Genomic DNA, 21,344 nt, shown 5'->3' with positions numbered 1-21,344 from the left:
AACTCTTTCGGATACGGCTTCGGCACTGCGACATCCTCTCAGGCTCGCCACCCGGCAAGCCAACTCGGTTGTCACCTATCCGTGCAGCAGCCCCGGACATTGGGACAGATGCAAGTGGGGATGAGGTCCAGCCAGGTGGGTCGCGTGTTCATGAGACTCTGTCAGTGAAGGGGGATGGATTGTGACAATGTCGTGACCAGAAACCGAGCACTCAACCCCCACAGCCCGCCTACCAGGCTCGATACTGGCCTAAGGCTTGAGCAACCTGTCCGCATAGGCCTTCGACACACCCAGTTGTCTCAGGAGCCCTGCCTGGGTAAGCCGTATCGAGGGGTCTAGACATGCCGGTTTGAGCCGGACACGCATCGATCGTTGCTGGGTGTTTTTACGCTTACACCGTTTGCCGTGACTGGCTGGGGTGACATCCTTAGGGGTGAGTAAGTGCAGGTGGTCTTACACTTTGCGGTCGCAGCAGCTAGACATGCTAGTTCGCCTCAACCGACAAGTTAGCTTGTACTAGTTGGGGCAGGTCAGCGAGGTAGAGCTAGCGACGCAACCGCCGCTTCGTTCAGGCACCTGGACTGTTCTGCAATGTAAGAATGTGTCAGTGCTTACTGCCATAGTTCGAATATACGTTCTATTCGATAGAGTTGAGGAGGGCAGGTGAACATGCATGGATGCTATCAATGGTCAGGGTAAGAACCGTCCCACCAGCGCGATGTCGTCCTGGAACGACGACGACCGTTCGGCGCTGGTAGCGATGATGCGCCTGACGGCTACGAGGGCCGAGTGGTCGGACCTGACTACCCGAGTGACTGAGATGGGCAGCGCTCGTGCGCTGTGGGACAGTGAGCATCCCCGCACCCTGTTCGACGACGAGGACGACGCCGCAGCAGTCCTGCGTCAGTCCGAGGCAGACGTCCAGGCGTGGAAACGAGCGCCGTTTAGCTTCCATACGTTTATGGATGACAGTTACCCAGAGCGCCTGCGCTCGGTACGTCAGGTGCCTCCTGTCGTCTTCACTTATGGTTCACTTGTTCAACGAGACCCTGGGGTCTGCGTAGTCGGCTCTCGTGGGGCTTCGGAAATCGGCATTAAATTTGCACGCGAGGTCGCTAGGAGTCTTGCAGAGAAAGAAATAACGGTGGTTGCGGGCCTTGCAAAAGGAATTGATACGGCCGCACATCGCTCCGCCTTAGACGCAGGTGGACGTACTGTCGCAGTCCTGGGAAATGGCTTCAATCACGTCTACCCTCGCGAAAACAGCGCCCTCCAGACAGAAATTGCAGACAGAGGAATGCTGTTATCGCATTTCTTGCCAGAGTATGGCCCAAAGCGCTATTCCTTTCCAGCACGCAACGTCACAATGAGCGCATACGGCACAGCTACCGTGATAGTTGAAGCGAGCGAAAAGAGCGGTACAAGGATCCAAGCGCGAGAAGCCATAGCGCATGGCCGACCTGTAATATTGAATAAGATCGTTATGGAAACAACCAGCTGGGGCCGAGCAATGCGTGACGAGCCCGGTGTGTATATAGCACACTCAGCAAGTGAAGCAGTCGACCAGTCGCTTACCATTATTGGTCAGCCAACTGCGGTGATATCTCAATTGTTGGACGCACTGCAATGAGTTCTGCATGGTGGGTGGGCTATAGTTTTGAGTGAAGTACTCACCCGAGAGCGCGCCAGAGCGGTAGCTGAGGGTCTTGTCGCATCAGATATTTCACTACTGTTCCGCGGTCTTGTCAGAGATCGGGTGGGTGGGTTTTTCAGTAATTCTCACGCTCCCGGAACCACAGGTATTTGCACCGTATGCCGGGGGCCAGCAGCGACAGAGGCATCCTACTGTGATGTTTGTCGGACTCATTGGAATATGTTCGGTGATCGTCTTGCCGACCGGACCATCCTCCTCACTTATGCAATTTCGCGATGGCCAGGTGGTACTCATCAGTCTGCGCATCACATGTCGGCATACAAGGGCTACAGAGGAACGCCGCTCGTTCCCGAGTGTTCCGATGACTTAGAGTTTCTGATTCAAGCAACGGTAGACTTGCATAGGCCGTGTTTTGAGCGATGGATCGGTGCGAGCTGGGACTCATTGACCTTTGTGCCATCACGCGAAAGACCGGACGTCAATCATCCCGTCGTAGCCTTAGCTAGATCAGCGCAACCGAAATTCAGAGCGGCATCGAAAATGGACACCTTCCTCCTGACACCGGGGCCGGGCAGTAGCACCAAACATACTATGTCAGCTGACCGTTATATTGTCGACGATAGATGGCAGACTGAGGTAGTGGACAAAAATATATTAATCGTGGACGATACATGGACAACAGGCTCAAGTGCGCAAGGCGCAGCGATTGCTGTCAAGTCGGCCGGTGCTGCTACCGCTACCATTCTGTGTGTCGACCGGTGGCTCCGATGCGACTGGCCCGAACACAAAAGAGTGGTCGACAGCTTGGCCAACAGTAGCTACGACGTGTTGCGCTGCCCAGTGGACGGCACCCTCTGTGAAGAATCAACCGGATTTCCCTTGCCCTCAGGCTAGCGAACTATTGGAGTCCAGCCACTCCATTGGCCGCTACTTCCCCGTCCTCCTCATAACTAGCCATCATCAGCGGAACTCGATCGGATCAAGGGGTTTCCCTTGACATGGCCGGATGGAGCAAGACAATTGCGCCATGAGAGTCGGCGGGGATGCTTCTGACGGCCTTCGTGTCTATGATCTGCTTCCCGGTCAGGGATGCCGATTTCGGCAACAGTACCTGCAGGTGCAGAACAACCAGGTGAGTGCGAACGGTGTCCTGGTGGGGGGCGACCCGAAATCCGCAGTTGGCTCGAACGTTGCGTTGACGGACGCGATCCGCAGGGCGTTGGAGCGGGATCGCCGGATTCAGGCAGCGGAGCGGCTGGCGATCGGTGAGGCGTACGGGCCTGGCACGCACGTGGTGTGCGATGAGGCGGGGAATCCGTACCCCCCGGACACGTTGACGGACTACTGGGAGCGGATATGCCGGTCGGCTGGTGTGCGCCGGATTCGCCTGCATGACGCCCGGCACACCTGCGGCACGCTGATGCACCTTCAGGGGGTGCCTACGGCTGTGATCGCGGCGTGGCTTGGGCACGCGGACAGCGCGTTCACCATGCGGACCTACGTGCATTCCCAGGATGATGCGCTGGTGGAGGCTGCCCAGGTGTTGCAGGGGGTTGTGACAAACCGTGACAACGGCGGCGGGAAGCGGCGGAGCGGGAAGCGGCGGCCGACCCGTAACGCAGCAGGTTGACCGCCATTTCAGCGGGAGCCCCCTGTCAGGATTGAACTGACGACCGCTCGCTTACAAGGCGAGTGCTCTACCACTGAGCTAAGGAGGCGGAAAACGCAGACATCATAGCCAGGAGGCAGGGCCGTGCGGGAAGCGTGGGCTTGCCGCACGGCCCTGGGGGCCCGTGCTGGCGCAGTATCGAGGGGGTCAGGACTGCGCGGCTTGGCGGGCCGCGTCGTCGGCGGCCATCGCGTCACGCAGGGACTTGGGACGCATGTCGGTCCAGTTCTTCTCGACGTATTCGACGCAGGCAGCGCGGCTGTCCTCGCCGAACACCACTCGCCACCCGGCCGGGACCTCGGCGAAGGCCGGCCACAGGGAATGCTGCTCCTCGTCGTTGACCAGGACGAAGAAGCGGCCGTCCTCGTCGTCGAAGGGGTTGGTGCTCATTTCACCTCACTGGGGATACTGGCGCTGTGTACGGAAACGCTGGGGTGAGGCACAGGCCCGGCCCCGCAGCGTTGTGTCGACCCTAGCAAGGTCGACGTTACTCGAGGGTCGTTACCTGGCATTACCTGGACCCCGCGAAGAAATCGAGCAGAACCTTGTTCACAGCGTCCGGCCGTTCCAGGTATCCGTAGTGCCCGGCGTCGGGAATCTCCTGGTACCGGGCGTCGGGGATGGCCTCGGCGACCTCGCGGGCCAGGTAGGGGGGAATCATCCGGTCGTCGGCGAAACCGACCGCCAGGCACGGCACCTTGATGCCCCGGTACGCCTGCAGGCGGTCGAAGTCGTGGTCCATCCGGCGTTGCGCCCGGATGCCGGGGGTGACCGGGCCGCCGGTGAATTCGAACAGGTCCAGCCAGTCCCGCGCGGCGTGGGTGTCGGCCATGGTCGCCGGGGACAGGTTCATGACCGCGTTGATCGCGGACTCGTACTTGGGCGGCAGCTTCACCCCGCTCGCGTCGAGATCGTGTTCGCCCTGCGAGAGCGTCTTCTGGAACTGGTCGAGCCGTCCGTGCCCGGCCATGAACACGGCCTTGCGCACGAGATCGGGCCGGGCCAGGGCGAGTTCCTGGGCGACCCGCGCGCCCATCGACGTCCCGGCCACCAGCACCGGACCCTCGTCGAGGAACTCGATCAGCGCCGCGGTGTCGCGCGTCAGATCGTCGATGTGGATTCCGGCGGGCGACTCGAAAGACGGTGCGATACCCCGATTGTCGAAGGTGCAGACCCGATACCCGGCCGCCAGCAGCGCGGGCACCTGGTGCAGCTCCCACACCCGCCCGGGGCTGCCGGTCCCCATGATCAGCACGACCAGCGGCGCCGCGCCCTTGGTGTCGGTGCCCGCGGCCTTGTCACCCTTCACCTGATAGTTCAGCGTGATTCCGTTCACCGTGGCCAACGGCATGATGCTGATCCCCTTCCCGCGATATTAGACTGCCTCCCACGGTATAGCTTTGCCGGGCGGGGACGTTTCGCCGGTGTCGAAGGGGTATCTCGTTTCGGGGCACGATCGGTACCGAGGCGACGGCATCGGTACGCGCGCCCGATACCATGGGCTTCTCGTAACCGAGACAAAACACCCGAGCCGAGAGGACACGATGATGGCCGCGAAGGGCGCCAACGACATCGCGGACGACGACCTGGAACCGCTCGCCGACGAGACCGCCCGGCAGGCCCAGCGCGTCGTGGCCGCCTACGCCGCGGACGCCGACGAATGCCGGATGCTCCTGTCGATGCTCGGCATCGGTCCCAACACGCGGAGCGACTGACCGGACCGGCCGTCCCACATCCGCAGCGGGCCCGAGCACCGGAGGATCCAGTGAGTGAAACCCAATCCGAACCGAAGGGCTATCAGGGCGGCGGCGCCGGTTCCGGATTCGTCGTGGTCGCCAACCGATTACCGGTCGATCTGGAGCGACTACCCGACGGCTCCAGACGCTGGAAACGCAGCCCCGGCGGGCTGGTGACCGCGCTGGAGTCGGTGCTGCGCAACAACAACGGCGCGTGGGTCGGCTGGGCGGGCGTGCCCGACGTCGACCTCGATCCGATCACCGAGGACGGCCTGGAGCTGCATCCGGTGCCGCTGGCGGCCCAGGAGGTCGCCGACTACTACGAGGGCTTCTCCAACGGCACGCTGTGGCCGCTGTATCACGACGTGATCGTCCGGCCCGAATACCATCGCGAGTGGTGGGCCGCCTACGTCAATGTCAACCGCCGTTTCGCCGAGCACACCGCCAAGGTCGCCGCCGAGGGCGCGACGGTCTGGGTGCAGGACTATCAGCTCCAGCTCGTGCCGAAGATGCTGCGCATGCTGCGCCCCGATCTGACCATCGGCTTCTTCCTGCACATCCCCTTCCCGCCGGTCGAGCTGTTCATGCAGCTCCCGTGGCGGACCGAGATCGTGGAGGGTCTGCTGGGCGCGGACCTGATCGGCTTCCATCTCCCCGGCGGCGCGCAGAACTTCCTCTACCTCGCGAGAAGGCTTGCCGGACAACCCACTTCGCGCGGCAATGTCGGCGTGCGCTCGAAACTCGGTGTGGTGCAGGTCGGTTTCCGCACGGTGCGGGTCGGCGCGTTCCCCATCTCGATCGCCTCGGCCGAACTCGACGAGCTCTCGCGCCGTCGTTCGGTGCGCGAGCGCGCGGCCCAGATCCGTTCGGAGCTGGGCAATCCCAAGAACATCCTGCTCGGCGTCGACCGCCTCGACTACACCAAGGGCATCGACATCCGCCTGGCCGCCCTCGAGGAGTTGTTGCAGGAGGAGCGCATCGATCCGTCGGAGACGGTGATGGTGCAGCTGGCAACCCCTAGCCGGGAACGGGTGGAGAGCTACATCCAGATGCGCGGCGACATCGAACGTCAGGTCGGCCGCATCAACGGCGAATTCTCCCGGGTCGGCTTCCCGGTCGTGCACTACCTGCACCGCCCGATCCCCCGCGACGAGCTGGTGGCCTTCTTCGTGGCCGCGGACGCCATGCTGGTCACCCCGCTGCGCGACGGCATGAACCTGGTGGCCAAGGAGTACGTGGCCTGCCACAGCGGCCTCAACGGCGCGCTCGTGCTGAGCGAATTCACCGGCGCCGCCGCCGAATTGCGGCAGGCGTACCTGTGCAACCCGCACGATCTCGACAGCGTCAAGGACGCCGTCGTGCAGGCGCTCACCGACGACCCCGACACCCGGCGCCGCCGCATGCGCGCCCTGCGCCGCCAGGTGCTCACCCACGATGTGGACCGCTGGGCCCGCGCGTTCCTCGAGGCCCTGGCTCAGGATCAGGTGGCGGGCAGCGCGCTGCTCACCGACGACGATGTGGATCCCGGGGCCCCGTAGGGCCCCCAGTGTTCCCGACGCTCCCCTCCATCGCGGTCCTGGCTTCCGCTCGGCCGGTGCCACCCCCTCGCATGGCACCGGCCGGGATTCGGCCGCACCGCGTTCGGCGTCGGGAACACTGTGCGTCCGACGCTATGGGTGCGGGCTTAACGAGAACCGGGTGCCGCGCTTAACGGGTCAGATGGGCGTGACCTGGGAGACCAGCCAGTGCCCGTCGTCCTTGTCCAGCGTGACGCGCACGCGGCTGGGGGTGACGGTGCCCTGCGGGGAGTCCTTGCCCGTGGTGATCTGGTTGAGGTAGATCAGCACGACCGCGTGCGAGCGGTCGGCGGAGACCACGCCGTCGGCCGTGGTGTTGGCCTTGACGGTGAGCTCCTTCTCCTTGGCGCCCTTGGCGATCACCTCGTCGACCAGTTTGAGGTAGTCCTTGCGGAAGTCGGGGGTGAGGCTGTCGCCCACCTTCGGCAGTTCGGTGTCGACGGTGTGGAAGTCGTAGCTGAACATGGCCTGCACCGTGCGGCGGGCGGCCGATACGGAATCGGTACGGGCCTGTTCGGTCTGCCGATCGGACCAGAACCGGTAGCCGGTGACCCCGCCCACCGCCGCCGCGGCCACGAAAAGGATTGCGGCACAGGCGATCAGGATGGTGCGCGAACTGGCTCTCATGGCACGAACTCCACTTGTGAGGCGGTCAGGCGGCCGTCGTCGCCGTGGGTGACGGTGATCCGGAAGCGGTAGTACCGCTGCTGCGGATCGGCCGAGGCGGCGTTGGTCAGCGTCTGCTTGGCGGCGACGAGGACGCGGGCGGAGTTGTCGTCCTCGCTCTCGATCGCCGTCTCGATGATCTCGCCGCTGGCCTTGACCTTGGCCTGCTGCACGACCTGGGCGTAGGCGTCCTTGCGGGAGGAGTACTCCTCCTTGAGCTGACCGGAGGCGACGGCGAGTACGCGGTCGATATCGGCCTGCGCGGTGTCGTCCTTGATGTTGGTCAGGTTGAGGACGGTCTGCTTGGCGGTCTGGGTGTAGTCCGCGCGCCGCTGGTCGAGTGCGTCCTGGTGCCGCTGGTGGTAGAAGAACAAGCCGCCGGATCCGATGAGCACCAGCGCCGACAGCACGGCGATCGCGGCGGCCGCCCAGCCGAGCCAGCCCAACCCGCGCGAATCCCGTTCCGCGCCAGGGCCTTCCGGCTCGTCCGCGACCGGTTCGGCGTCCGAAACCGGTTCCGGCGCAACGGGTTCCGCGTCCATTTTCACCGTGGGCGGCGCGTCGATCTTCTCGGTCGCCTCGGCGGCGGGCGGGGCCGCCTTGGCGTCGAACTTCAGGGGGACTTCCTCGACGATCCGCGTCGTCTCCGAGGCCCCGTCCACCGGCGGACCCGCCGACCGCATCGCTCGCCGTCGGCCGCGCTTCTCGGTGCTGCTCTCGTTCATCGTTGCTGCTCCTCGAGCATCGTCTGCCAGCTCGACGGTACCGTTCCCGAACCGCCCGGTCCGATATCCCCCTCCCGATAGGTGACACCGTCGGGACCGAGGAAGGTGCCCGTGCCGGGATCGTACTGCCGGTTCACCGAGGCGGGCTGGATCCGCGCGGGTTCGGTCGCGGCCGCGGGGTGCTCCCCGGCGGCGGGCGGATTGGGCGGCCCGAACGGCGGGTTCGTCCCCGAGGGCACGTAGCCGCGCGGATCGCGGCACAGCTCCGGCGTCGGGGCGCGCTTGCCGGGCACCTCCTGACAGGGGAAGTTCCGGATGCCGCGCACCGCGGTACTGGAGTCCTGCGGGATCTTGCAGTACAGCTCCGGGGTGTCGGGCGTGCTGAAGTCGGTCGGCGAGCGACGGTCCTGCGGATCCAGGAAGCCGGTCGTGCACCCGGGCGGATCGTTGAGGCCCAGCGCGAAGTCCACGACCGCGCCGTATTTGATCGGCCCGCGCGCCGAGGTGAGCAGCGCCGCGATCAACGGCGGGAACACCACCAGGATCTGCTCGAGCGCCGCGTGATAGGTGACGCCCACCTGCCCCACGCTGACCAGATTCGACAGCAGCAGCGGCAGCGTCGGCCGCAGATCCTGGAAGGTCGAGGTCACCTTCTGCGCCGCCGACGGCGTGCGCTCGATCAGCTCCCGCAGCGACGGATCGTGTTGGCGCAGTTGGTCGGTCAGCGTCGCCAGGTCCTGGGTCCAGGACCGGATGGCGGCGTCGGACCGGTTCTGGGTGTCCAGCAGCGGACCGAGCTTCGCCAGCAGATCCTTCGTCGGCTCGGTGTTGGCCTTGGCCTCCTGGATCAGCAGCGACGCCGAGTCGATGAACTTCTGTAGATCCGGCCCGGCCCCGTTGAACGCGATGAACGCGTCGTCGATGACCTGCCGCAGCTGGGTGTCGGCCACCGTGGACAGCAGCCGGTCGGCCTGATCGAGCATCGCCCCGACGTCCTGCGGCAGCTTGGTCCGCTCGACCGGGATGACCGCCCCGTCGGCGAGGTTGCCGCCGTGCGGGGACTGGGCGGGAACGAGATCGACGTACTGCTCGCCGATCGCCGACACGCTCTTGACGTAGGCCTCCACATCGGCGGGCACCTTGTACTTGCTGTCGATCGACAGCTTCGCGTCCACGCCCTCGGGGGTGAGCCGCACGTCGTCGACCTTGCCGATATTGGTGCCGCGGTAGGCGACGTTCGCGGTCGGGTACAGCCCGCCGGTCGCCTCCAACTTCACCGTCACCTGGTAGCGGCCGATGCCGAACATGGCGGGCAGGTGGATGTAACTCGCGGACATCACCAGCAGGCCGACCAGCGTGAGCACCGCGAAGATGATCAGCTGGGACCGCACGAATCGGGTGAGCTTCACTGCCCCGGACCTCCTTGCGGCGCACCGGGAGTCGTGAGCCCGGGGATGGCGGGCAGGCCCGGGATCTGCGGCAGCCCGGGAATCGCCGGCGCGGGCGGCGGCGCGGGTTGCAGCGGACCCTGCACGGGATCGCCCTTCTCCCCGGCGGTTCCGGCGATGGTGCCCAGCGCCGCCTCGACCCCGTACATGGCCTGCACGCCGCCGAACCGCCCGCCGAGCGGGGTGCCGGTCAGGAAGTTGGAGTCCAGCCGGGAACTGGTCAGGTCGTAGGTGACGAACAGGTTCATGTAGTCGCCCTTGACCGCCTTGTTGATGCCCTTGATCGGGAAGGGGAAGGTCAGCAGCAGTTGCAGCGAGGCGGCCAGGCGGTCGCCGGTGCTCGCCAGCGACTGCAACGTCGGCGCGAGGTTGGCCAGATTCGCCTTCAGATCGTCGCCCCCCTGCGCGATCACCCGCTGCACCACATCGCTCAGATCACCCAGCGCCGTAATGGTTTTCGTGATGTTCTCGCGCCGATCGGCGAGCACGGTCAGCGCCGGATGGATCTGCTGGATGGCGGCGGTGACCTGATCCTTCTGCTGGGCGAGCTGCCCGGAGAACCGGTCCAATCCGTTCATGGCGGCCACGATGTCGCCGGTCTGCTGATCCAAGGTCGCTGTCAGCTGGGCCAATTGGGGCAGCAGGTCGCGGATCGCGTCCTGGCGGCCGGTGAAGGTGGCGTTCAGCTCGTGGGTGATGGTCTCCAGCTGGGAGATCCCGCCGCCGTTGAGCACCACCGACAGCGACGACAACGTCTGCTCGGTGGTCGGATACGTCCCGGCGCGGGCGAGCGGGATGAGGTCCCCGTCGTGCAACCGGCCCTCCGGCTCGACGCCCTCGGGCGCGGCCAGTTCGACGTGATTGCTGCCCAGCAGGCTGGTCTGCCCGATCCGCGCGATCGCGTTGGCGGGCAACGTCACATCCTTGTCCAGGCTCACGGTGACCAGCGCGTGCCAGTCCTCCACCTCGATATCGGTCACGGTGCCGACGGTCACGTCGTCCACCTTGACCGGCGAATTGCGGGTCAGCGTGGTGACATTCGGCATCTGGATGCGCACCCGCCAGGAACCCTCGCCCGTTCCGGCGGCGCCGGGCATCGGCAGCGAGTTCAGGCCGTCCCATTGACAGCCGGTGGCGCCGAGCAGCACGGCCAGCCCGATCGCCGCCCCCGCCAACCGCATTCGTCGTCGTCCGGTCATCGCCCGCCTCCCGGAAGCGCGAGTCCGGCGATGCCCGCGGGCACCGAGACCGGGGCCTGCTGCGCGTCGACCTGTCCGGCGAGTTCCTGCGGGCTGTACACCAGCTGACTCGGGAACGCCGACTGCGTGGACGCCGGATTCACCAGCAGCGGTGGATAATTCGTCATCAGCGTGTTCAGCACCGGGCCCAGATACTGGCGGCACAGCGCCGCGGACTTGTCGGAGTCGTCGGCCTGGATGCCCTCCACCGCGCCGCACAGGAACTGCACGGGATTGGCGAAGTTGGTGCCCACGACCGTGCCCGCGAGCGAACCCTGCGCGGGCTTGTAGATCTGATAGAAGTTCACCAGCCCGTTCGGTCCGGCGTGCAGCACCCGTTCGATCTCGGGCCGCTTGTCGGCCAGCAGCTGGGTCACATCGGTGAGCCGTTGCAGACTCTCGGTCAGCGCGCCGCCGCGCTCGTCGAGGAACCGCTTCACGTCGGCGATGGCCGAATCCAGATTGTCCAGTCCCGCACCGAGATCCGCGGACACCCCGGCCAGCACCGACGACACCGACGACAGCCGCCCGCCGAACTGCACGATCTGTTCGTTGCTCTTGGACAGCACGTCCACGAACTGCTGGAGGTTGCGGATCGTGCCGAACAGGTCGGTGCGCCCGTCGGAGAGCGTGTCCAGCGTGCTCGACAACTCCTTCAACGTGTCGCGGAACGCCTGCGCGTTGCCGTTGCCGAGGTTGGCGGCCGCGGTGTCGACGAACCGGCCGAAGGAGCCCTTCTCGTCGCTGCCGACCGGGCCCAGCGCCTGCGACAGCTTGGTCAGCTCGGCCTTGATGTCGTCCCATTCGACCGGCACCGCGGTGCGCTCGACGGGAATCCGGCCGTTGTCGTGCATCTTCGGCCCGCCGGTGTAAGCGGGGGCGAGCTGGACGAACCGCGCCGACACCAGCGACGGCGAGATGGTCACCGCGCGGGCGTCGGCGGGGATGTCGATGCCGCGGTCGACGGTCATGGTGACCGTCACCCGGTCCTTGCCCGGTTCGATGGAGTCGATCCGGCCCACCTTCACCCCGAGGATCCGCACGTCGTCCCCGGCGTACAGGCCGGTGGTCGAGGGGAAGTAGGCGGTGATGTGCGTCTTGCCGATATTGGCGACCGCGCTGTAGACGACCCAGCCCACGAGCGCCACCACCAAGGCGGCGGCGATCACCCGGGCCCAGCGCGGCACGGCGGACAGCTTGCGGACGGCGTTCATCGCGGCGGCTCCGTGACGGCGGGGTTGGTGGTCGGCAGGCCGAACGCGTCGGACAGCGACTGCGGCAGGCGATCCGGCCAGACCATGGCGTCGACCAGGGCCCGCAGCGGGATGCTCTCCACGTTCGACAGATAGGACTGGAAGTACGGGCCGCTGCCGACCTGCTCACCGAGCGCGGCGGCGTAGGGGCCCAGCGCCTCGAGCGCCTTGCCGAGGTTGTCCTTGTTGCGTTGCAGCAGCGCCAGCACCGAATTCAGTTTGTCCAGCGCGGGTTTGAGCTGCGCCTCGTTGTCGTTGACGAAACCCGTGAGCTGCTGGGCCAATTGGTTGACGTAGACGATCAGCTGGCTCAGCGCCGAGCGGCGCGCGTCCAGCTCGCCGAGCAGGTCGTTGCCGTCCACGAGCAGGGCGTTGATCTGATTCGCGCGGTCCGACAACACCTTCGTGACGTTCTGGGCGTGCGCGAGCAGATCGGTGAGCGCCTGATCGCGGGCGTTGAGGCTGCGCGACAGGGCGGTGACCCCGTCCAGGGCCGAGCGCAGCGGGGCCGGGGTGTCGGCGAAGGTCTGCGACAGCGTGTCCAGGGTGGTGTTGACCCGATCCAGATCCAGACCCTGTACGGTCTTGGTCAGATCGCCGAGGGCGTCGTTGAGCGAATACGGAGACGTGGTGCGCTCCAACGGAATCGGCGTGTCGCCGCGGATCGCGCCGTCGCCCTGCGGCACCACCTCGAGGCTCTTGCGACCCAGGATGGTGTTGGTCTTGATGGCGGCGGTCGTTCGGCGGCCGAGCACGATCGACTCGTCCAGGGTGAACCGGACGTCCACCGTCGCCCCCGCCAGGCGGACCTCCTCGACCCGGCCCGAGCGCACGCCCGCGACCTGCACCGGATCTCCGACGACGAGGCCGCCCGCGTCGGCGAACACGGCCGTGTAGCCCGCGCCGCCCTTGATGAACGGGAGCTGGTCGAACTGCAACGCCGACAACGAGATCGCGATCGCCATGACGATGCCGACGACACCGATCGAAACGAGTGGGGAGCGTTCACCGTTCACTAGCCCGCACACCTTCCGGTCGTCTGGTTCCCCTTCAGGTGGACCTCCATGGGCTTACCGTCCGGACCGTCGGCGAGCATCGTCACGCCGCAGACGTACATGTTCAGGAACGAGCCGTAGGAGCCGACGCGAACCAGCTTGCGGTAGGTCTCCGGCAGCTGTTGCAGGATCCACTCGATGTCCTCGGAGTGGTCATCGATGTTCTGCGACAACTGCCCGAGCTGGCCGAAGGTCTCCTTCAGATCCGGCCGCGCCTGCCGCAGCAGATCGGTCAGATCCCCGGTAGCGCCCGCCAGCCGCGGCAGCGCCGCGCCGATCGGATCCTTGTCCGCGGCCAAACCGCTGACCAGCCTTTGCAATTCGGTGAGGGTGGTGTCGAATTCCTTGCCGTGGTCGTCGATCGTCGCCAGCACGGTCTTCAGGTTCTCGATCACGCTGCCGATCAACGCGTCCCGATCGGCGAGGGTCTTGGCGAACGAACCCGAGCTGTTCAACAGCGCCACCAGCGCCCCGCCCTGCCCCTGGAACACCTGGAGCAGCGCGCTGGTCAGATCGTTGACCTGATTCGGATCCAGCCCGCGCAGCAGCGGTTTGAACCCGCCCAGCAGCAGATCCAGATCCAGCGCGGGTTTGGTCTTGTCGGCGCCGATCGTGCCGCCCTTGGCCAGCGCCTGCGCGGTGCCGGGGCCGTCGAGCAGTTCCAGATACCGGTCGCCGACGAGGTTCTCGTAGCGGATGGCGGCCTGCGTGCTGCGCAGCACCCGGTACTTGGAGTCGACGTCGAAGTCCACGTGCGCGAGGTGGTCCTTGCCGACGTACACCCGGCCCACCGACCCGACCGGCACCCCGGCGATGCGCACCTTCGCCCCGGGCAGGATGCCCGAGGAACTGGTGAAGATCGCGTGGTACCCGGTCTCGCGGGAGAACCGCATCTGGCTGAAGATGATCCCCAGCATGGCGAGGACGAGCACCATCACCAGGGTGAAGATCGACAGCTTCACGGTCGCGGCGTGCGGTTTGAACCTCATGGGTTGGGCACCCCCGGCAGTCCGGCGAACATGAGCTCGAACACCCGCGGGCCGTTGAGATGGGTGTGCAGCTCCGGCGTCCACACCTCGCCCTCGGAGGTGTCGGTCACCACGTAGTTCGCGTGGCTGCCCGGCACCCGGTCGGTGGTCCCCGCGCAGTGCGGGCCGCCGGTCGCGTTGACCTTGGGCAGATCCTGCGGATAGTGGTAGGGCTCGCCGCCGGGCATGAAGCCCGCGTTGAGCAGTACGCCCGCGCCGGTGCCGCCGAAGATCTCGTTCATCACGTCCACCTGACTGCCGACGCCCTCGATCACGCAGTTCAGCGCGGAGCGGTATTCGTCGAGCAGGGCGGTGGTGGGGCGCAACAGGTTCAGCGCGGTCACCAGCGGCTGCTCGTTCTCGGTCAGGATCGGACGGGTGGTGTCGGCGAGGCCGATCAGATTGACCAGCATGGCGTCGAAGTTGTGCTGTTCGGCGACGATCGTGTTCGCGGTGACCTCCGCGTTGTCGGTGGTGCGCAACAGATTCGGCACGGTGTCGGCGTAGAGGTTGGTCACCCCGACCGAGGTCTGGAGATCCCGTTGCAGATCCGGCAGGCTCGGATTGATACCGCGCAGATACTGATCCGAGTCGGCGAGCAGTTGGCCGAACTTGTCGCCGCGGCCCTGCAACGCGGTGCCGAGTGCGGTCAGGGTGGCGTTCAGTTTCTCCGGCGCGATCTTGGCCAGCACATCGGTCAGATGCTGGAACAGCGTGTTGAATTCCACGGTCACCGACTGCGCGTTGACGGTCACCCCCGGGCTCAGATGTTTGGCCGAGGGATGCTGCGGCAGAATGAAATTCACGTATTTCGCGCCGAATACCGTGGTGGAGCGAATATCGACGCCGACATTCGCGGGGAGCAGTTTCAGCTCGTCGGGATCGATGGCCAGGCGCAGGCGCGCATTGTTCCCGGTGTACGAAATGTCGGAAACGCGGCCGATTTCCACGCCGCGCACCTTCACCTTCGCGTCGGGGTCGAGCACGAGGCCCGCGCGCTGCGCGTCCACGTACACCGTTTCGGTGCTGGTGAATCCGCCCGCGAACAGGGTCAGCGCGACGGCCACCACGGCCACCAGCGTCAGCACCATGGCGAGCCCGGCCAGTTTCACACCCCAGCCCGCGCCGAAAATCCTTCCGGCGCCGTCTTTTTCGACGAGTTTGTTTGCCGCCATACCGCCTACCCCGAGAGATGGAAATTGCCGGAGGTGCCGTAGATGGCCAGCGAGACCAGCAGGGTCACGGTCACGACCGCGACCAGTGAGGCGCGCACCGCGTTGCCCACCGCCACGCCGACCCCGACGGGACCGCCGGTGGCGTGATATCCGTAATACGTATGAATCATCATGACCGCCAAGGCCATGAAGATCGCCTGCACGAACGACCAGAGGATGTCCGTGGGGATCAGGAAGGTCGAGAAGTAGTGGTCGTAGACACCGGCCGACTGCCCGTAGATCACCACGGTCGCGAACCGGCTGGCCACGAACGAGGCGATCACCGCGAGCGCGTACAGCGGCACGATCGCGATCATGCCCGCGAGCACCCGCGTCCCGACCAGGAACGGCACCGGCCGGATCGCCATGGACTCGAGCGCGTCGATCTCCTCGGCCACCCGCATCGCGCCCAGCTGCGCGGTCGAGCCCGCCCCGATGGTGGCGGCCAGGCCGATGCCGGAGATCACCGGCGCGGCGATGCGCACGTTGATGAACGCGGCGAAGAAGCCGGTCAGCGCCTCGACGCCGATATTGCCCAGCGAGCTGTAGCCCTGCACGGCGATCGTGCCGCCCGCGAACAGGGTCAGGAAGCCGACGATCACCACCGTGCCGCCGATCACCGCCAGCGCGCCCGTGCCCATGCTGATCTCCGCGATGAGCCGGATCGTCTCGGTGCGGTAGTGGGTCAGCGCCCGGGGCACCGAGGCCAGCGACTGTGCGTAGAAGAGGGCATGTCTTCCGACATTGTCGAGCGAGTCGGACATCCTTCGCACGCGTCGAACAGTACGCGGGAAGCGGGATTCGATCACGAACGCCATACCGTCACCGCGCCGTGAACTTGATGCCGACGGCGGTGACCACCACGTTGACCACGAACAGCGCCATGAACGAGAACACCACCGTCTGATTGACCGCGTCACCGACGCTCTTGGGCCCGCCCCGGACGTTGAGTCCGAGGTAGCACGCCGTGAGACCGGCGACCAGACCGAACAGCGTGGCCTTGACCTCGGAGATGACCAACTCCGGCAGATGGGTCAGCAGCGTGATGCCGTTGACGAACGATCCGGGATTGACGCCCTGGAGGAACACCGAGAACAGGAAGCCGCCGACGATGCCGATCGTGCACACCAGCCCGTTCAGCAGCGCCGCGACGAACATCGAGGCCAGCACGCGCGGCACCACCAGCCGGTGCACCGGATCGATGCCGAGCACCCGCATGGCGTCGATCTCCTCGCGGATCGTGCGCGCGCCCAGATCCGCGCAGATCGCGGTCGCGCCCGCCCCGGCCACGATCAGCACCGTGACGATCGGACCGACCTGGGTGACCGCGCCGAACGCCGCTCCGGCGCCGGACAGGTCGGCCGCGCCGATCTCGCGCAGCAGGATATTGAGCGTGAAGCTCACCAGCACGGTGAACGGAATCGCGACCAGCAGGGTCGGAATGATCGATACCCGCGCGACGAACCAGGACTGGTCGATGAATTCGCGGCGTTGAAACGGCGGCCGCACGGCCGCGCGGGCGACGGCGGCGGTGAGTTCGAAGAACCCGCCGACCGCTCGCAACGGCACGGCAAGAACCTCGTTCATCCGCGATTCCTCCTAGCCCTGCCCAGCGGTACCACCCTGTACCCCGTCTGAAGATTAGAACACGTTCTCGGTTCTTAAGATCACAATTCGACCACTTTTGAAGTGCTCTTTTCTTCTGGAGCGGTACCAGAAGATAGAACGTGTTCATAGCGCATATGAATTGCCTTTGTGAAGCAACGCACATACCGATCCCATGTCTACCAACTGCCGGACCGCCGATCAACAGGCGGTCGCGGTCGGTGGCGGCGCGAGCCGGGAGTCAGCCCAGATCGCGCAGGGACGATGCCGAGAACGTACGCCCCTCGGGACGCCGTGCGAAATAGTTTCCGAGTTCGTCGGCCAGCTCGGCCGGTGTCCACTCCGCGCCCGCGGCGTCGAAGCGACGCTCGACCTCCGGCGCGGCCATGAGCGCGACCATCCGGCCGTAGACCACGAACACCTGACCGGAGATCGCGTCGGCGGCCGGGGACGCGAGATAGGCGACCAACCGGCCGACGTGATCGGGCGAGAGCGGATCCGGGCCCTCGTCGGGCGCGTCGGAGAAGACGCTCTCGGTCATCGCCGTGCGCGCCCGCGGGCAGATCGCGTTGGCCCGCACGCCGTAGCGGGCCATGACCCGCGACGCCGACAGCGTCAGCGCGGTGATGCCCGCCTTGGCCGCGGCGTAGTTCGCCTGCCCCTCGGGACCGAGCAGGCCCGCCTCGGAGGAGGTGTTGATCAGCCGCCCGTACACCGGGCCGCCCGACTCCTTGGACTTGCCGCGCCAATAGGCCGCGGCGTTGCGCGTGAGCAGGAAGTGCCCGCGCAGATGGACCGCGAGGACGGCGTCCCAGTCCTCGTCGGACATGTTGAAAAGCATTCGGTCGCGGACGATTCCGGCGTTGTTCACGACGATGTCCACGCCGCCGAAGGTCTCGTCCGCGGTGCGGATGAGGGCGTCGGCGGTGGCCCGCTCGGCCACGCTGCCGCCCACGAATTCCGCCTTCACGCCGAGCGCCCGGATGTCGGCCAGCGTCGCCGCGGCCGCCTCGTTCTCGGCCAGGTCGTTGATCACGACCGCGGCCCCGGCACGGGCCAGCGCGAGCGCCTCGGCCCGGCCCAGTCCGGCACCGGCTCCGGTCACGATCGCGACTCGACCGGAAAGGCTCTGTTCGTTGTCTCCCACGCCGTGACTCTAGAACGTGTTCCAGTTCACTGGCAAGGGTCGGTTCACTCGAGCCGGAGCGCGGCCTTCGGACACTGGGCCACCGCGGTGCGCACGTCGTCGAGCCGATCGTCGGGCACCTCGGTCAGCGCGACGTGCAGCTGATCCTCGTCGTCGAGTTCGAAGACGTCGGGGGCGATTCCGACGCAGATGCCGTTCGCCTCGCACTGGTCGAAATCCACGCTGAGCTTCATCGATGACTCCTTTGCCGCAGGTACCGCGAGATTAACAAGCCGACCCCGGTCGGCGCGACGGAAACGACCGGTTCCCGGGTCCATACTGGAACATGTTTCACTCGGTATGCAATGATCGGGACCATCCCCGGCGGCCATCGAATCGACAAGAGGTGCGCGTATGCGGATCGCCTATACATCCCAGCAGGAGCAGCTGCGGGCGGAGCTGCGCGAGTACTTCGCGAAGCTCATCACCCCCGAGCGACGCGCGGCGCTGAGCGCGCAGACCGGCGAGTACGGCCACGGGAACGTCTACCGCGACGTCGTGCGCGATATGGGCCGCGACGGCTGGCTCGCGCTGGGCTGGCCGAAGGAGTTCGGCGGGCAGGACCGGCCGATGCTCGACCAGCTCATCTTCACCGACGAGGCCGCGAGCGCGGGCGCGCCGGTGCCGTTCCTGACCATCAACTCGGTCGCGCCGACGATCATGCACTACGGCACCGAGGAGCAGAAGAAGTTCTTCCTGCCCAAGATCGCCGCGGGTGAGCTGCACTTCTCCATCGGCTACTCGGAGCCGGGCGCGGGCACCGATCTGGCGTCGCTGCGCACCACGGCCGTGCGCGACGGCGACGACTGGGTCATCAACGGGCAGAAGATGTGGACCAGCCTCATCCAGTACGCCGACTACATCTGGCTCGCGGCCCGCACCGACCCGAATGCCAAGAAGCACAAGGGCATCAGCATGTTCATCGTGCCGACCACGGCCCCGGGCTTCTCCTGGACGCCGGTGCACACCATGGCCGGGCCCGACACCAGCGCGACCTACTATCAGGACGTGCGGGTGCCCGCGACGGCACTGGTCGGCCCCGAGAACGGCGGCTGGCCGCTGGTCACCAATCAGCTCAACCACGAGCGGGTCGCGCTCACCTCGGCCGCGCCGCTGCAACTGGCCCTGACCCAGACGTTGGACTGGGCGCGAAACACGAAGGACGCCCGCGGTTCTCGCGTGATCGACGGCGAATGGGTGCGGATCAATCTGGCCCGCGTGCACGCCAAGGTCGAATACCTGAAGCTGCTCAATTGGGAGATCGCCGCCCGCGCCGACGCCGACGACGCGGCCCCGCGCCCGTGGGACGCCTCCACCTGCAAGGTGCTGGGCACCGAATTGGCCACGGAGGCATACCGATTGCTCATGGAGGTCCTCGGCCCGCAGGCGTATCTGCGGCAGGACTCCCCCGGCGCTGCCCTGCGCGGCCGCCTCGAGCGGATGCACCGCGCCTGCCTCATCCTCACCTTCGGCGGCGGCACCAACGAGGTCCAGCGCGACATCATCGCCATGACCGCCCTGAAACAGCCCGCAGCCGCCCGCTAGATCCGGAGTATCGCAATGGATTTCACCCCCACCGAAGCACAGCAGGATCTGGCCCGGCTGACGGGCGAGGTGTGCGACAAGCTGGTCACCGCCGACCGCCTGCGCGAACTGGACAAGGCCGAGGTCCGGTTCGACGAGGCGCTGTGGCACGCGCTGGCCGAGACCGGCGTCCTGGCGGCGACCCTGCCCGAGGCCGTGGGCGGCAGCGAGCTGGGTATTCCGGAACAGACGGTGGTGCTGCGCGAGCTGGGCAAATCGGTTGCGGCCGTGCCCTTCCTGTGGTCGATCGTGCTCGGCGCGAGCACCCTGGCCCGCTACGGCTCCGCCGAACAGCGGGAGTGGGCGGCCAAGGCCGGGTCCGGTCAGGCCGTGCTCACGGTGGCGCTGTCCGAGGAGCGCAACTGGGATCCCGCCGCGCCCACGACGACGGCCGCCGAGGACGCCGACGGCTGGCGGCTGACCGGCGCGAAGACGGTCGTCCCGTTCGCGGCGCAGGCCGATCGAATCCTGGTGTCCGCCAACGTTTCCGGCGCACCCGCGGTGTTCCTGGTGGATCCGTCGGCGACCGGGGTGAGGGTGACGCCGCAACAGGTGGTGGACCACTCCCCCGACGCGGAGATCGAATTCGACTCCGCCCCGGCACAATTGGTGGGCTCGACCGACACGGGCGCCGAGATCCTCACCCGGCTGCTCGAGTACGGCTGGCTCGGCCTGGCCGCCCAGCAGCTCGGCACCCTGGAACGCGCGCTCGATCTGGTCGCCGAATACGGCCGCGAGCGTGAGCAGTTCGGCCGCAAGATCGGTGGCTTCCAGGCCGTCGCCCAGCGCCTCGCCGACGGCTACATCGACCTCCAGGGCCTCCGCCTGGCCGTCACCCAGGCCGCCTGGCGACTGTCGGAGGACCTCCCCGCCGCCGCCGAGATCCACACCGCCAAATTCTGGGCCGCCGAGGCGGGCCACCGCATCGCCCACACCGTCGTCCACGTCCACGGCGGCGTCGGCATCGACCGCGACCACGTCGTGCACAACTACTTCACCGCCGCCAAACACAACGAGTTCGCCCTCGGCGGCGCCACCGACCACCTCCGCGCCCTGGGCGACCTCCTGGCCGAGCGCGATTAGCTCCGGTCGAACCTCGCAAGCTCCTTCGCGATCGCCGGTACGTCCAACCTGCCCTGACAGACAGCCAACACAACGCGCTCCGCCTCGTCGACGTCGAAGTTCGTATCGAGGCGATGGCCGTTCAGCTGCAGGAAAACCCAGGTGGCGTACCATGCGAGTCGTTTATTGCCGTCCACCAAGGCGTGGTTTCGGGCCAACGACTCCATCAACGCCGCCGCCTTCAGCCAGACATCCGGATAGGCATCCTGTCCGAAAACGCTCGTTTGAGGACGTGCCAACGCGGAGTCGAGGAGACCGTAGTCGCGGACGTCCGGAGTACCCAATCGCTCAGCAAGATTCAGCAGTTCCTGCAGAGTCAGGTACTCCATCAAGCAAGTCTCCGGTTCAGTTCCGCACTGACCCGCAGCACGTGATCAGCGGCCTCGTTGAACCGGCGAGACCGCTCGTTGATCGCGAGCATCACCGCATCGTGGACGAACGACTGCATGCTCACGCCTTCCGCATCGGAACGAGCGCGCAAGGCGTTCAACTCCTCTTCGGTGAATCTGATGTTGAGGCCGGCCATGCCGCAATGGTACTGCGTGGTACCACCCGGCCCGCCGATGAGTTCCGGCGGCGCGGGG

22 protein-coding genes and 1 tRNA gene are annotated in these 21,344 nt (G+C 66.3%); 6 read left to right on the top strand and 17 right to left on the bottom strand.

What is annotated here, in order from left to right:
- Positions 1-673: 673 nt before the first annotated feature.
- Complete coding sequence (locus tag ACFYTQ_RS30230; protein ID WP_387368438.1) at positions 674-1,630, top strand: DNA-processing protein DprA; 957 nt, start codon at positions 674-676, stop codon at positions 1,628-1,630.
- Positions 1,631-2,681: 1,051 nt separating this feature from the next.
- The gene (locus ACFYTQ_RS30225; protein ID WP_387368436.1) at positions 2,682-3,284 is read left to right on the top strand and encodes a tyrosine-type recombinase/integrase; all 603 of its coding nucleotides are present in this window, start codon (positions 2,682-2,684) and stop codon (positions 3,282-3,284) included.
- A gap of 16 nt (positions 3,285-3,300) precedes the next feature.
- Here ACFYTQ_RS30225 and ACFYTQ_RS30220 read toward each other — a convergent pair.
- The 3 genes from ACFYTQ_RS30220 to ACFYTQ_RS30210 all read right to left on the bottom strand — a co-directional run bounded on the left by ACFYTQ_RS30220 (position 3,301) and on the right by ACFYTQ_RS30210 (position 4,674).
- Positions 3,301-3,372 (bottom strand) — tRNA-Thr (locus tag ACFYTQ_RS30220).
- A 98-nt stretch (positions 3,373-3,470) separates the two neighbouring features.
- The gene (locus ACFYTQ_RS30215) at positions 3,471-3,713 is read right to left on the bottom strand and encodes an MbtH family protein (protein WP_019931522.1); all 243 of its coding nucleotides are present in this window, start codon (positions 3,711-3,713) and stop codon (positions 3,471-3,473) included.
- Positions 3,714-3,834: 121 nt separating this feature from the next.
- On the bottom strand, positions 3,835-4,674 hold the full coding sequence (locus ACFYTQ_RS30210) for an alpha/beta fold hydrolase (RefSeq protein WP_387368434.1): 840 nt from the start codon (positions 4,672-4,674) through the stop codon (positions 3,835-3,837).
- Between the two features lie 196 nt (positions 4,675-4,870).
- On the opposite strand from ACFYTQ_RS30210, the gene ACFYTQ_RS30205 reads away from it, so the two are divergent.
- Together ACFYTQ_RS30205 and ACFYTQ_RS30200 are read left to right on the top strand one after the other, a co-directional pair.
- Complete coding sequence (locus ACFYTQ_RS30205) at positions 4,871-5,038, top strand: hypothetical protein (RefSeq protein ID WP_387368432.1); 168 nt, start codon at positions 4,871-4,873, stop codon at positions 5,036-5,038.
- The gene (locus tag ACFYTQ_RS30200) at positions 4,984-6,597 is read left to right on the top strand and encodes a trehalose-6-phosphate synthase (protein ID WP_387368430.1); all 1,614 of its coding nucleotides are present in this window, start codon (positions 4,984-4,986) and stop codon (positions 6,595-6,597) included. The genes ACFYTQ_RS30205 and ACFYTQ_RS30200 overlap by 55 nt, the downstream gene beginning before the upstream one ends.
- A 177-nt stretch (positions 6,598-6,774) precedes the next feature.
- Here ACFYTQ_RS30200 and ACFYTQ_RS30195 read toward each other — a convergent pair whose 3' ends face one another.
- The 12 genes from ACFYTQ_RS30195 to ACFYTQ_RS30140 all read right to left on the bottom strand — a co-directional run bounded on the left by ACFYTQ_RS30195 (position 6,775) and on the right by ACFYTQ_RS30140 (position 18,248).
- The gene (locus ACFYTQ_RS30195) at positions 6,775-7,263 is read right to left on the bottom strand and encodes a h domain protein (RefSeq protein WP_387368428.1); all 489 of its coding nucleotides are present in this window, start codon (positions 7,261-7,263) and stop codon (positions 6,775-6,777) included.
- Complete coding sequence (locus ACFYTQ_RS30190; protein ID WP_387368426.1) at positions 7,260-8,027, bottom strand: hypothetical protein; 768 nt, start codon at positions 8,025-8,027, stop codon at positions 7,260-7,262. Before ACFYTQ_RS30190 ends, ACFYTQ_RS30195 begins: the two co-directional genes overlap by 4 nt.
- Positions 8,024-9,436, bottom strand: a complete 1,413-nt coding sequence (locus ACFYTQ_RS30185; RefSeq protein WP_387368424.1) for an MCE family protein — start codon at positions 9,434-9,436, stop codon at positions 8,024-8,026. The genes ACFYTQ_RS30190 and ACFYTQ_RS30185 overlap by 4 nt, the downstream gene beginning before the upstream one ends.
- Complete coding sequence (locus ACFYTQ_RS30180) at positions 9,433-10,674, bottom strand: MCE family protein (protein ID WP_387368422.1); 1,242 nt, start codon at positions 10,672-10,674, stop codon at positions 9,433-9,435. Before ACFYTQ_RS30180 ends, ACFYTQ_RS30185 begins: the two co-directional genes overlap by 4 nt.
- The gene (locus ACFYTQ_RS30175) at positions 10,671-11,927 is read right to left on the bottom strand and encodes an MCE family protein (protein WP_387368420.1); all 1,257 of its coding nucleotides are present in this window, start codon (positions 11,925-11,927) and stop codon (positions 10,671-10,673) included. The genes ACFYTQ_RS30180 and ACFYTQ_RS30175 overlap by 4 nt, the downstream gene beginning before the upstream one ends.
- On the bottom strand, positions 11,924-12,982 hold the full coding sequence (locus ACFYTQ_RS30170; protein WP_387368418.1) for an MCE family protein: 1,059 nt from the start codon (positions 12,980-12,982) through the stop codon (positions 11,924-11,926). Before ACFYTQ_RS30170 ends, ACFYTQ_RS30175 begins: the two co-directional genes overlap by 4 nt.
- The gene (locus tag ACFYTQ_RS30165) at positions 12,982-14,010 is read right to left on the bottom strand and encodes an MCE family protein (protein WP_387368416.1); all 1,029 of its coding nucleotides are present in this window, start codon (positions 14,008-14,010) and stop codon (positions 12,982-12,984) included. Before ACFYTQ_RS30165 ends, ACFYTQ_RS30170 begins: the two co-directional genes overlap by 1 nt.
- Entirely contained in the window at positions 14,007-15,224 is a 1,218-nt protein-coding gene (locus ACFYTQ_RS30160; protein ID WP_387368414.1) for an MCE family protein, read from the bottom strand. The genes ACFYTQ_RS30165 and ACFYTQ_RS30160 overlap by 4 nt, the downstream gene beginning before the upstream one ends.
- Positions 15,225-15,229: 5 nt before the next feature.
- Entirely contained in the window at positions 15,230-16,081 is an 852-nt protein-coding gene (locus ACFYTQ_RS30155) for an MlaE family ABC transporter permease (RefSeq protein WP_387368412.1), read from the bottom strand.
- A gap of 4 nt (positions 16,082-16,085) precedes the next feature.
- A complete protein-coding gene (locus ACFYTQ_RS30150; RefSeq protein WP_387368410.1) occupies positions 16,086-16,850 on the bottom strand; it encodes an MlaE family ABC transporter permease in 765 nt (254 codons plus the stop codon).
- A gap of 259 nt (positions 16,851-17,109) precedes the next feature.
- On the bottom strand, positions 17,110-18,015 hold the full coding sequence (locus ACFYTQ_RS30145) for a 3-oxoacyl-ACP reductase (RefSeq protein ID WP_387368408.1): 906 nt from the start codon (positions 18,013-18,015) through the stop codon (positions 17,110-17,112).
- Positions 18,016-18,059: 44 nt separating this feature from the next.
- Positions 18,060-18,248, bottom strand: coding sequence for a ferredoxin (locus tag ACFYTQ_RS30140; RefSeq protein ID WP_387368406.1), 189 nt, complete (start codon positions 18,246-18,248; stop codon positions 18,060-18,062).
- Between the two features lie 160 nt (positions 18,249-18,408).
- On the opposite strand from ACFYTQ_RS30140, the gene ACFYTQ_RS30135 reads away from it, so the two are divergent.
- Positions 18,409-19,599, top strand: coding sequence for an acyl-CoA dehydrogenase family protein (locus tag ACFYTQ_RS30135; protein ID WP_387368404.1), 1,191 nt, complete (start codon positions 18,409-18,411; stop codon positions 19,597-19,599).
- Between the two features lie 15 nt (positions 19,600-19,614).
- The gene (locus ACFYTQ_RS30130; protein WP_387368402.1) at positions 19,615-20,721 is read left to right on the top strand and encodes an acyl-CoA dehydrogenase family protein; all 1,107 of its coding nucleotides are present in this window, start codon (positions 19,615-19,617) and stop codon (positions 20,719-20,721) included.
- Here the strand turns inward: ACFYTQ_RS30130 and ACFYTQ_RS30125 are convergent.
- The gene (locus ACFYTQ_RS30125) at positions 20,718-21,092 is read right to left on the bottom strand and encodes a type II toxin-antitoxin system death-on-curing family toxin (protein ID WP_387368400.1); all 375 of its coding nucleotides are present in this window, start codon (positions 21,090-21,092) and stop codon (positions 20,718-20,720) included. The genes ACFYTQ_RS30130 and ACFYTQ_RS30125 overlap by 4 nt on opposite strands.
- Positions 21,089-21,286, bottom strand: coding sequence for an antitoxin Phd (locus ACFYTQ_RS30120; RefSeq protein ID WP_387368398.1), 198 nt, complete (start codon positions 21,284-21,286; stop codon positions 21,089-21,091). The genes ACFYTQ_RS30125 and ACFYTQ_RS30120 overlap by 4 nt, the downstream gene beginning before the upstream one ends.
- Positions 21,287-21,344: the final 58 nt, after the last annotated feature.

This window comes from Nocardia sp. NPDC004068 (assembly GCF_042874315.1).
Lineage (GTDB): Bacteria > Actinomycetota > Actinomycetes > Mycobacteriales > Mycobacteriaceae > Nocardia.
This window is presented reverse-complemented; position numbering and strand designations above follow the sequence as displayed.

Excerpts from the sequence above, each read along its gene's own strand:
- ACFYTQ_RS30230 (WP_387368438.1), top strand. The coding sequence starts at position 674 with ATGGATGCTATCAATGGTCAGGGTAAGAACCGTCCCACCAGCGCGATG.
- ACFYTQ_RS30225 (WP_387368436.1), top strand. The coding sequence starts at position 2,682 with ATGAGAGTCGGCGGGGATGCTTCTGACGGCCTTCGTGTCTATGATCTG.
- ACFYTQ_RS30215 (WP_019931522.1), bottom strand. The coding sequence starts at position 3,713 with ATGAGCACCAACCCCTTCGACGACGAGGACGGCCGCTTCTTCGTCCTG.
- ACFYTQ_RS30210 (WP_387368434.1), bottom strand. The coding sequence starts at position 4,674 with ATGCCGTTGGCCACGGTGAACGGAATCACGCTGAACTATCAGGTGAAG.
- ACFYTQ_RS30205 (WP_387368432.1), top strand. The coding sequence starts at position 4,871 with ATGGCCGCGAAGGGCGCCAACGACATCGCGGACGACGACCTGGAACCG.
- ACFYTQ_RS30200 (WP_387368430.1), top strand. The coding sequence starts at position 4,984 with ATGCCGGATGCTCCTGTCGATGCTCGGCATCGGTCCCAACACGCGGAG.
- ACFYTQ_RS30195 (WP_387368428.1), bottom strand. The coding sequence starts at position 7,263 with ATGAGAGCCAGTTCGCGCACCATCCTGATCGCCTGTGCCGCAATCCTT.
- ACFYTQ_RS30190 (WP_387368426.1), bottom strand. The coding sequence starts at position 8,027 with ATGAACGAGAGCAGCACCGAGAAGCGCGGCCGACGGCGAGCGATGCGG.
- ACFYTQ_RS30180 (WP_387368422.1), bottom strand. The coding sequence starts at position 10,674 with ATGACCGGACGACGACGAATGCGGTTGGCGGGGGCGGCGATCGGGCTG.
- ACFYTQ_RS30175 (WP_387368420.1), bottom strand. The coding sequence starts at position 11,927 with ATGAACGCCGTCCGCAAGCTGTCCGCCGTGCCGCGCTGGGCCCGGGTG.
- ACFYTQ_RS30165 (WP_387368416.1), bottom strand. The coding sequence starts at position 14,010 with ATGAGGTTCAAACCGCACGCCGCGACCGTGAAGCTGTCGATCTTCACC.
- ACFYTQ_RS30160 (WP_387368414.1), bottom strand. The coding sequence starts at position 15,224 with ATGGCGGCAAACAAACTCGTCGAAAAAGACGGCGCCGGAAGGATTTTC.
- ACFYTQ_RS30155 (WP_387368412.1), bottom strand. The coding sequence starts at position 16,081 with ATGGCGTTCGTGATCGAATCCCGCTTCCCGCGTACTGTTCGACGCGTG.
- ACFYTQ_RS30150 (WP_387368410.1), bottom strand. The coding sequence starts at position 16,850 with ATGAACGAGGTTCTTGCCGTGCCGTTGCGAGCGGTCGGCGGGTTCTTC.
- ACFYTQ_RS30140 (WP_387368406.1), bottom strand. The coding sequence starts at position 18,248 with ATGAAGCTCAGCGTGGATTTCGACCAGTGCGAGGCGAACGGCATCTGC.
- ACFYTQ_RS30135 (WP_387368404.1), top strand. The coding sequence starts at position 18,409 with ATGCGGATCGCCTATACATCCCAGCAGGAGCAGCTGCGGGCGGAGCTG.
- ACFYTQ_RS30130 (WP_387368402.1), top strand. The coding sequence starts at position 19,615 with ATGGATTTCACCCCCACCGAAGCACAGCAGGATCTGGCCCGGCTGACG.
- ACFYTQ_RS30120 (WP_387368398.1), bottom strand. The coding sequence starts at position 21,286 with ATGGCCGGCCTCAACATCAGATTCACCGAAGAGGAGTTGAACGCCTTG.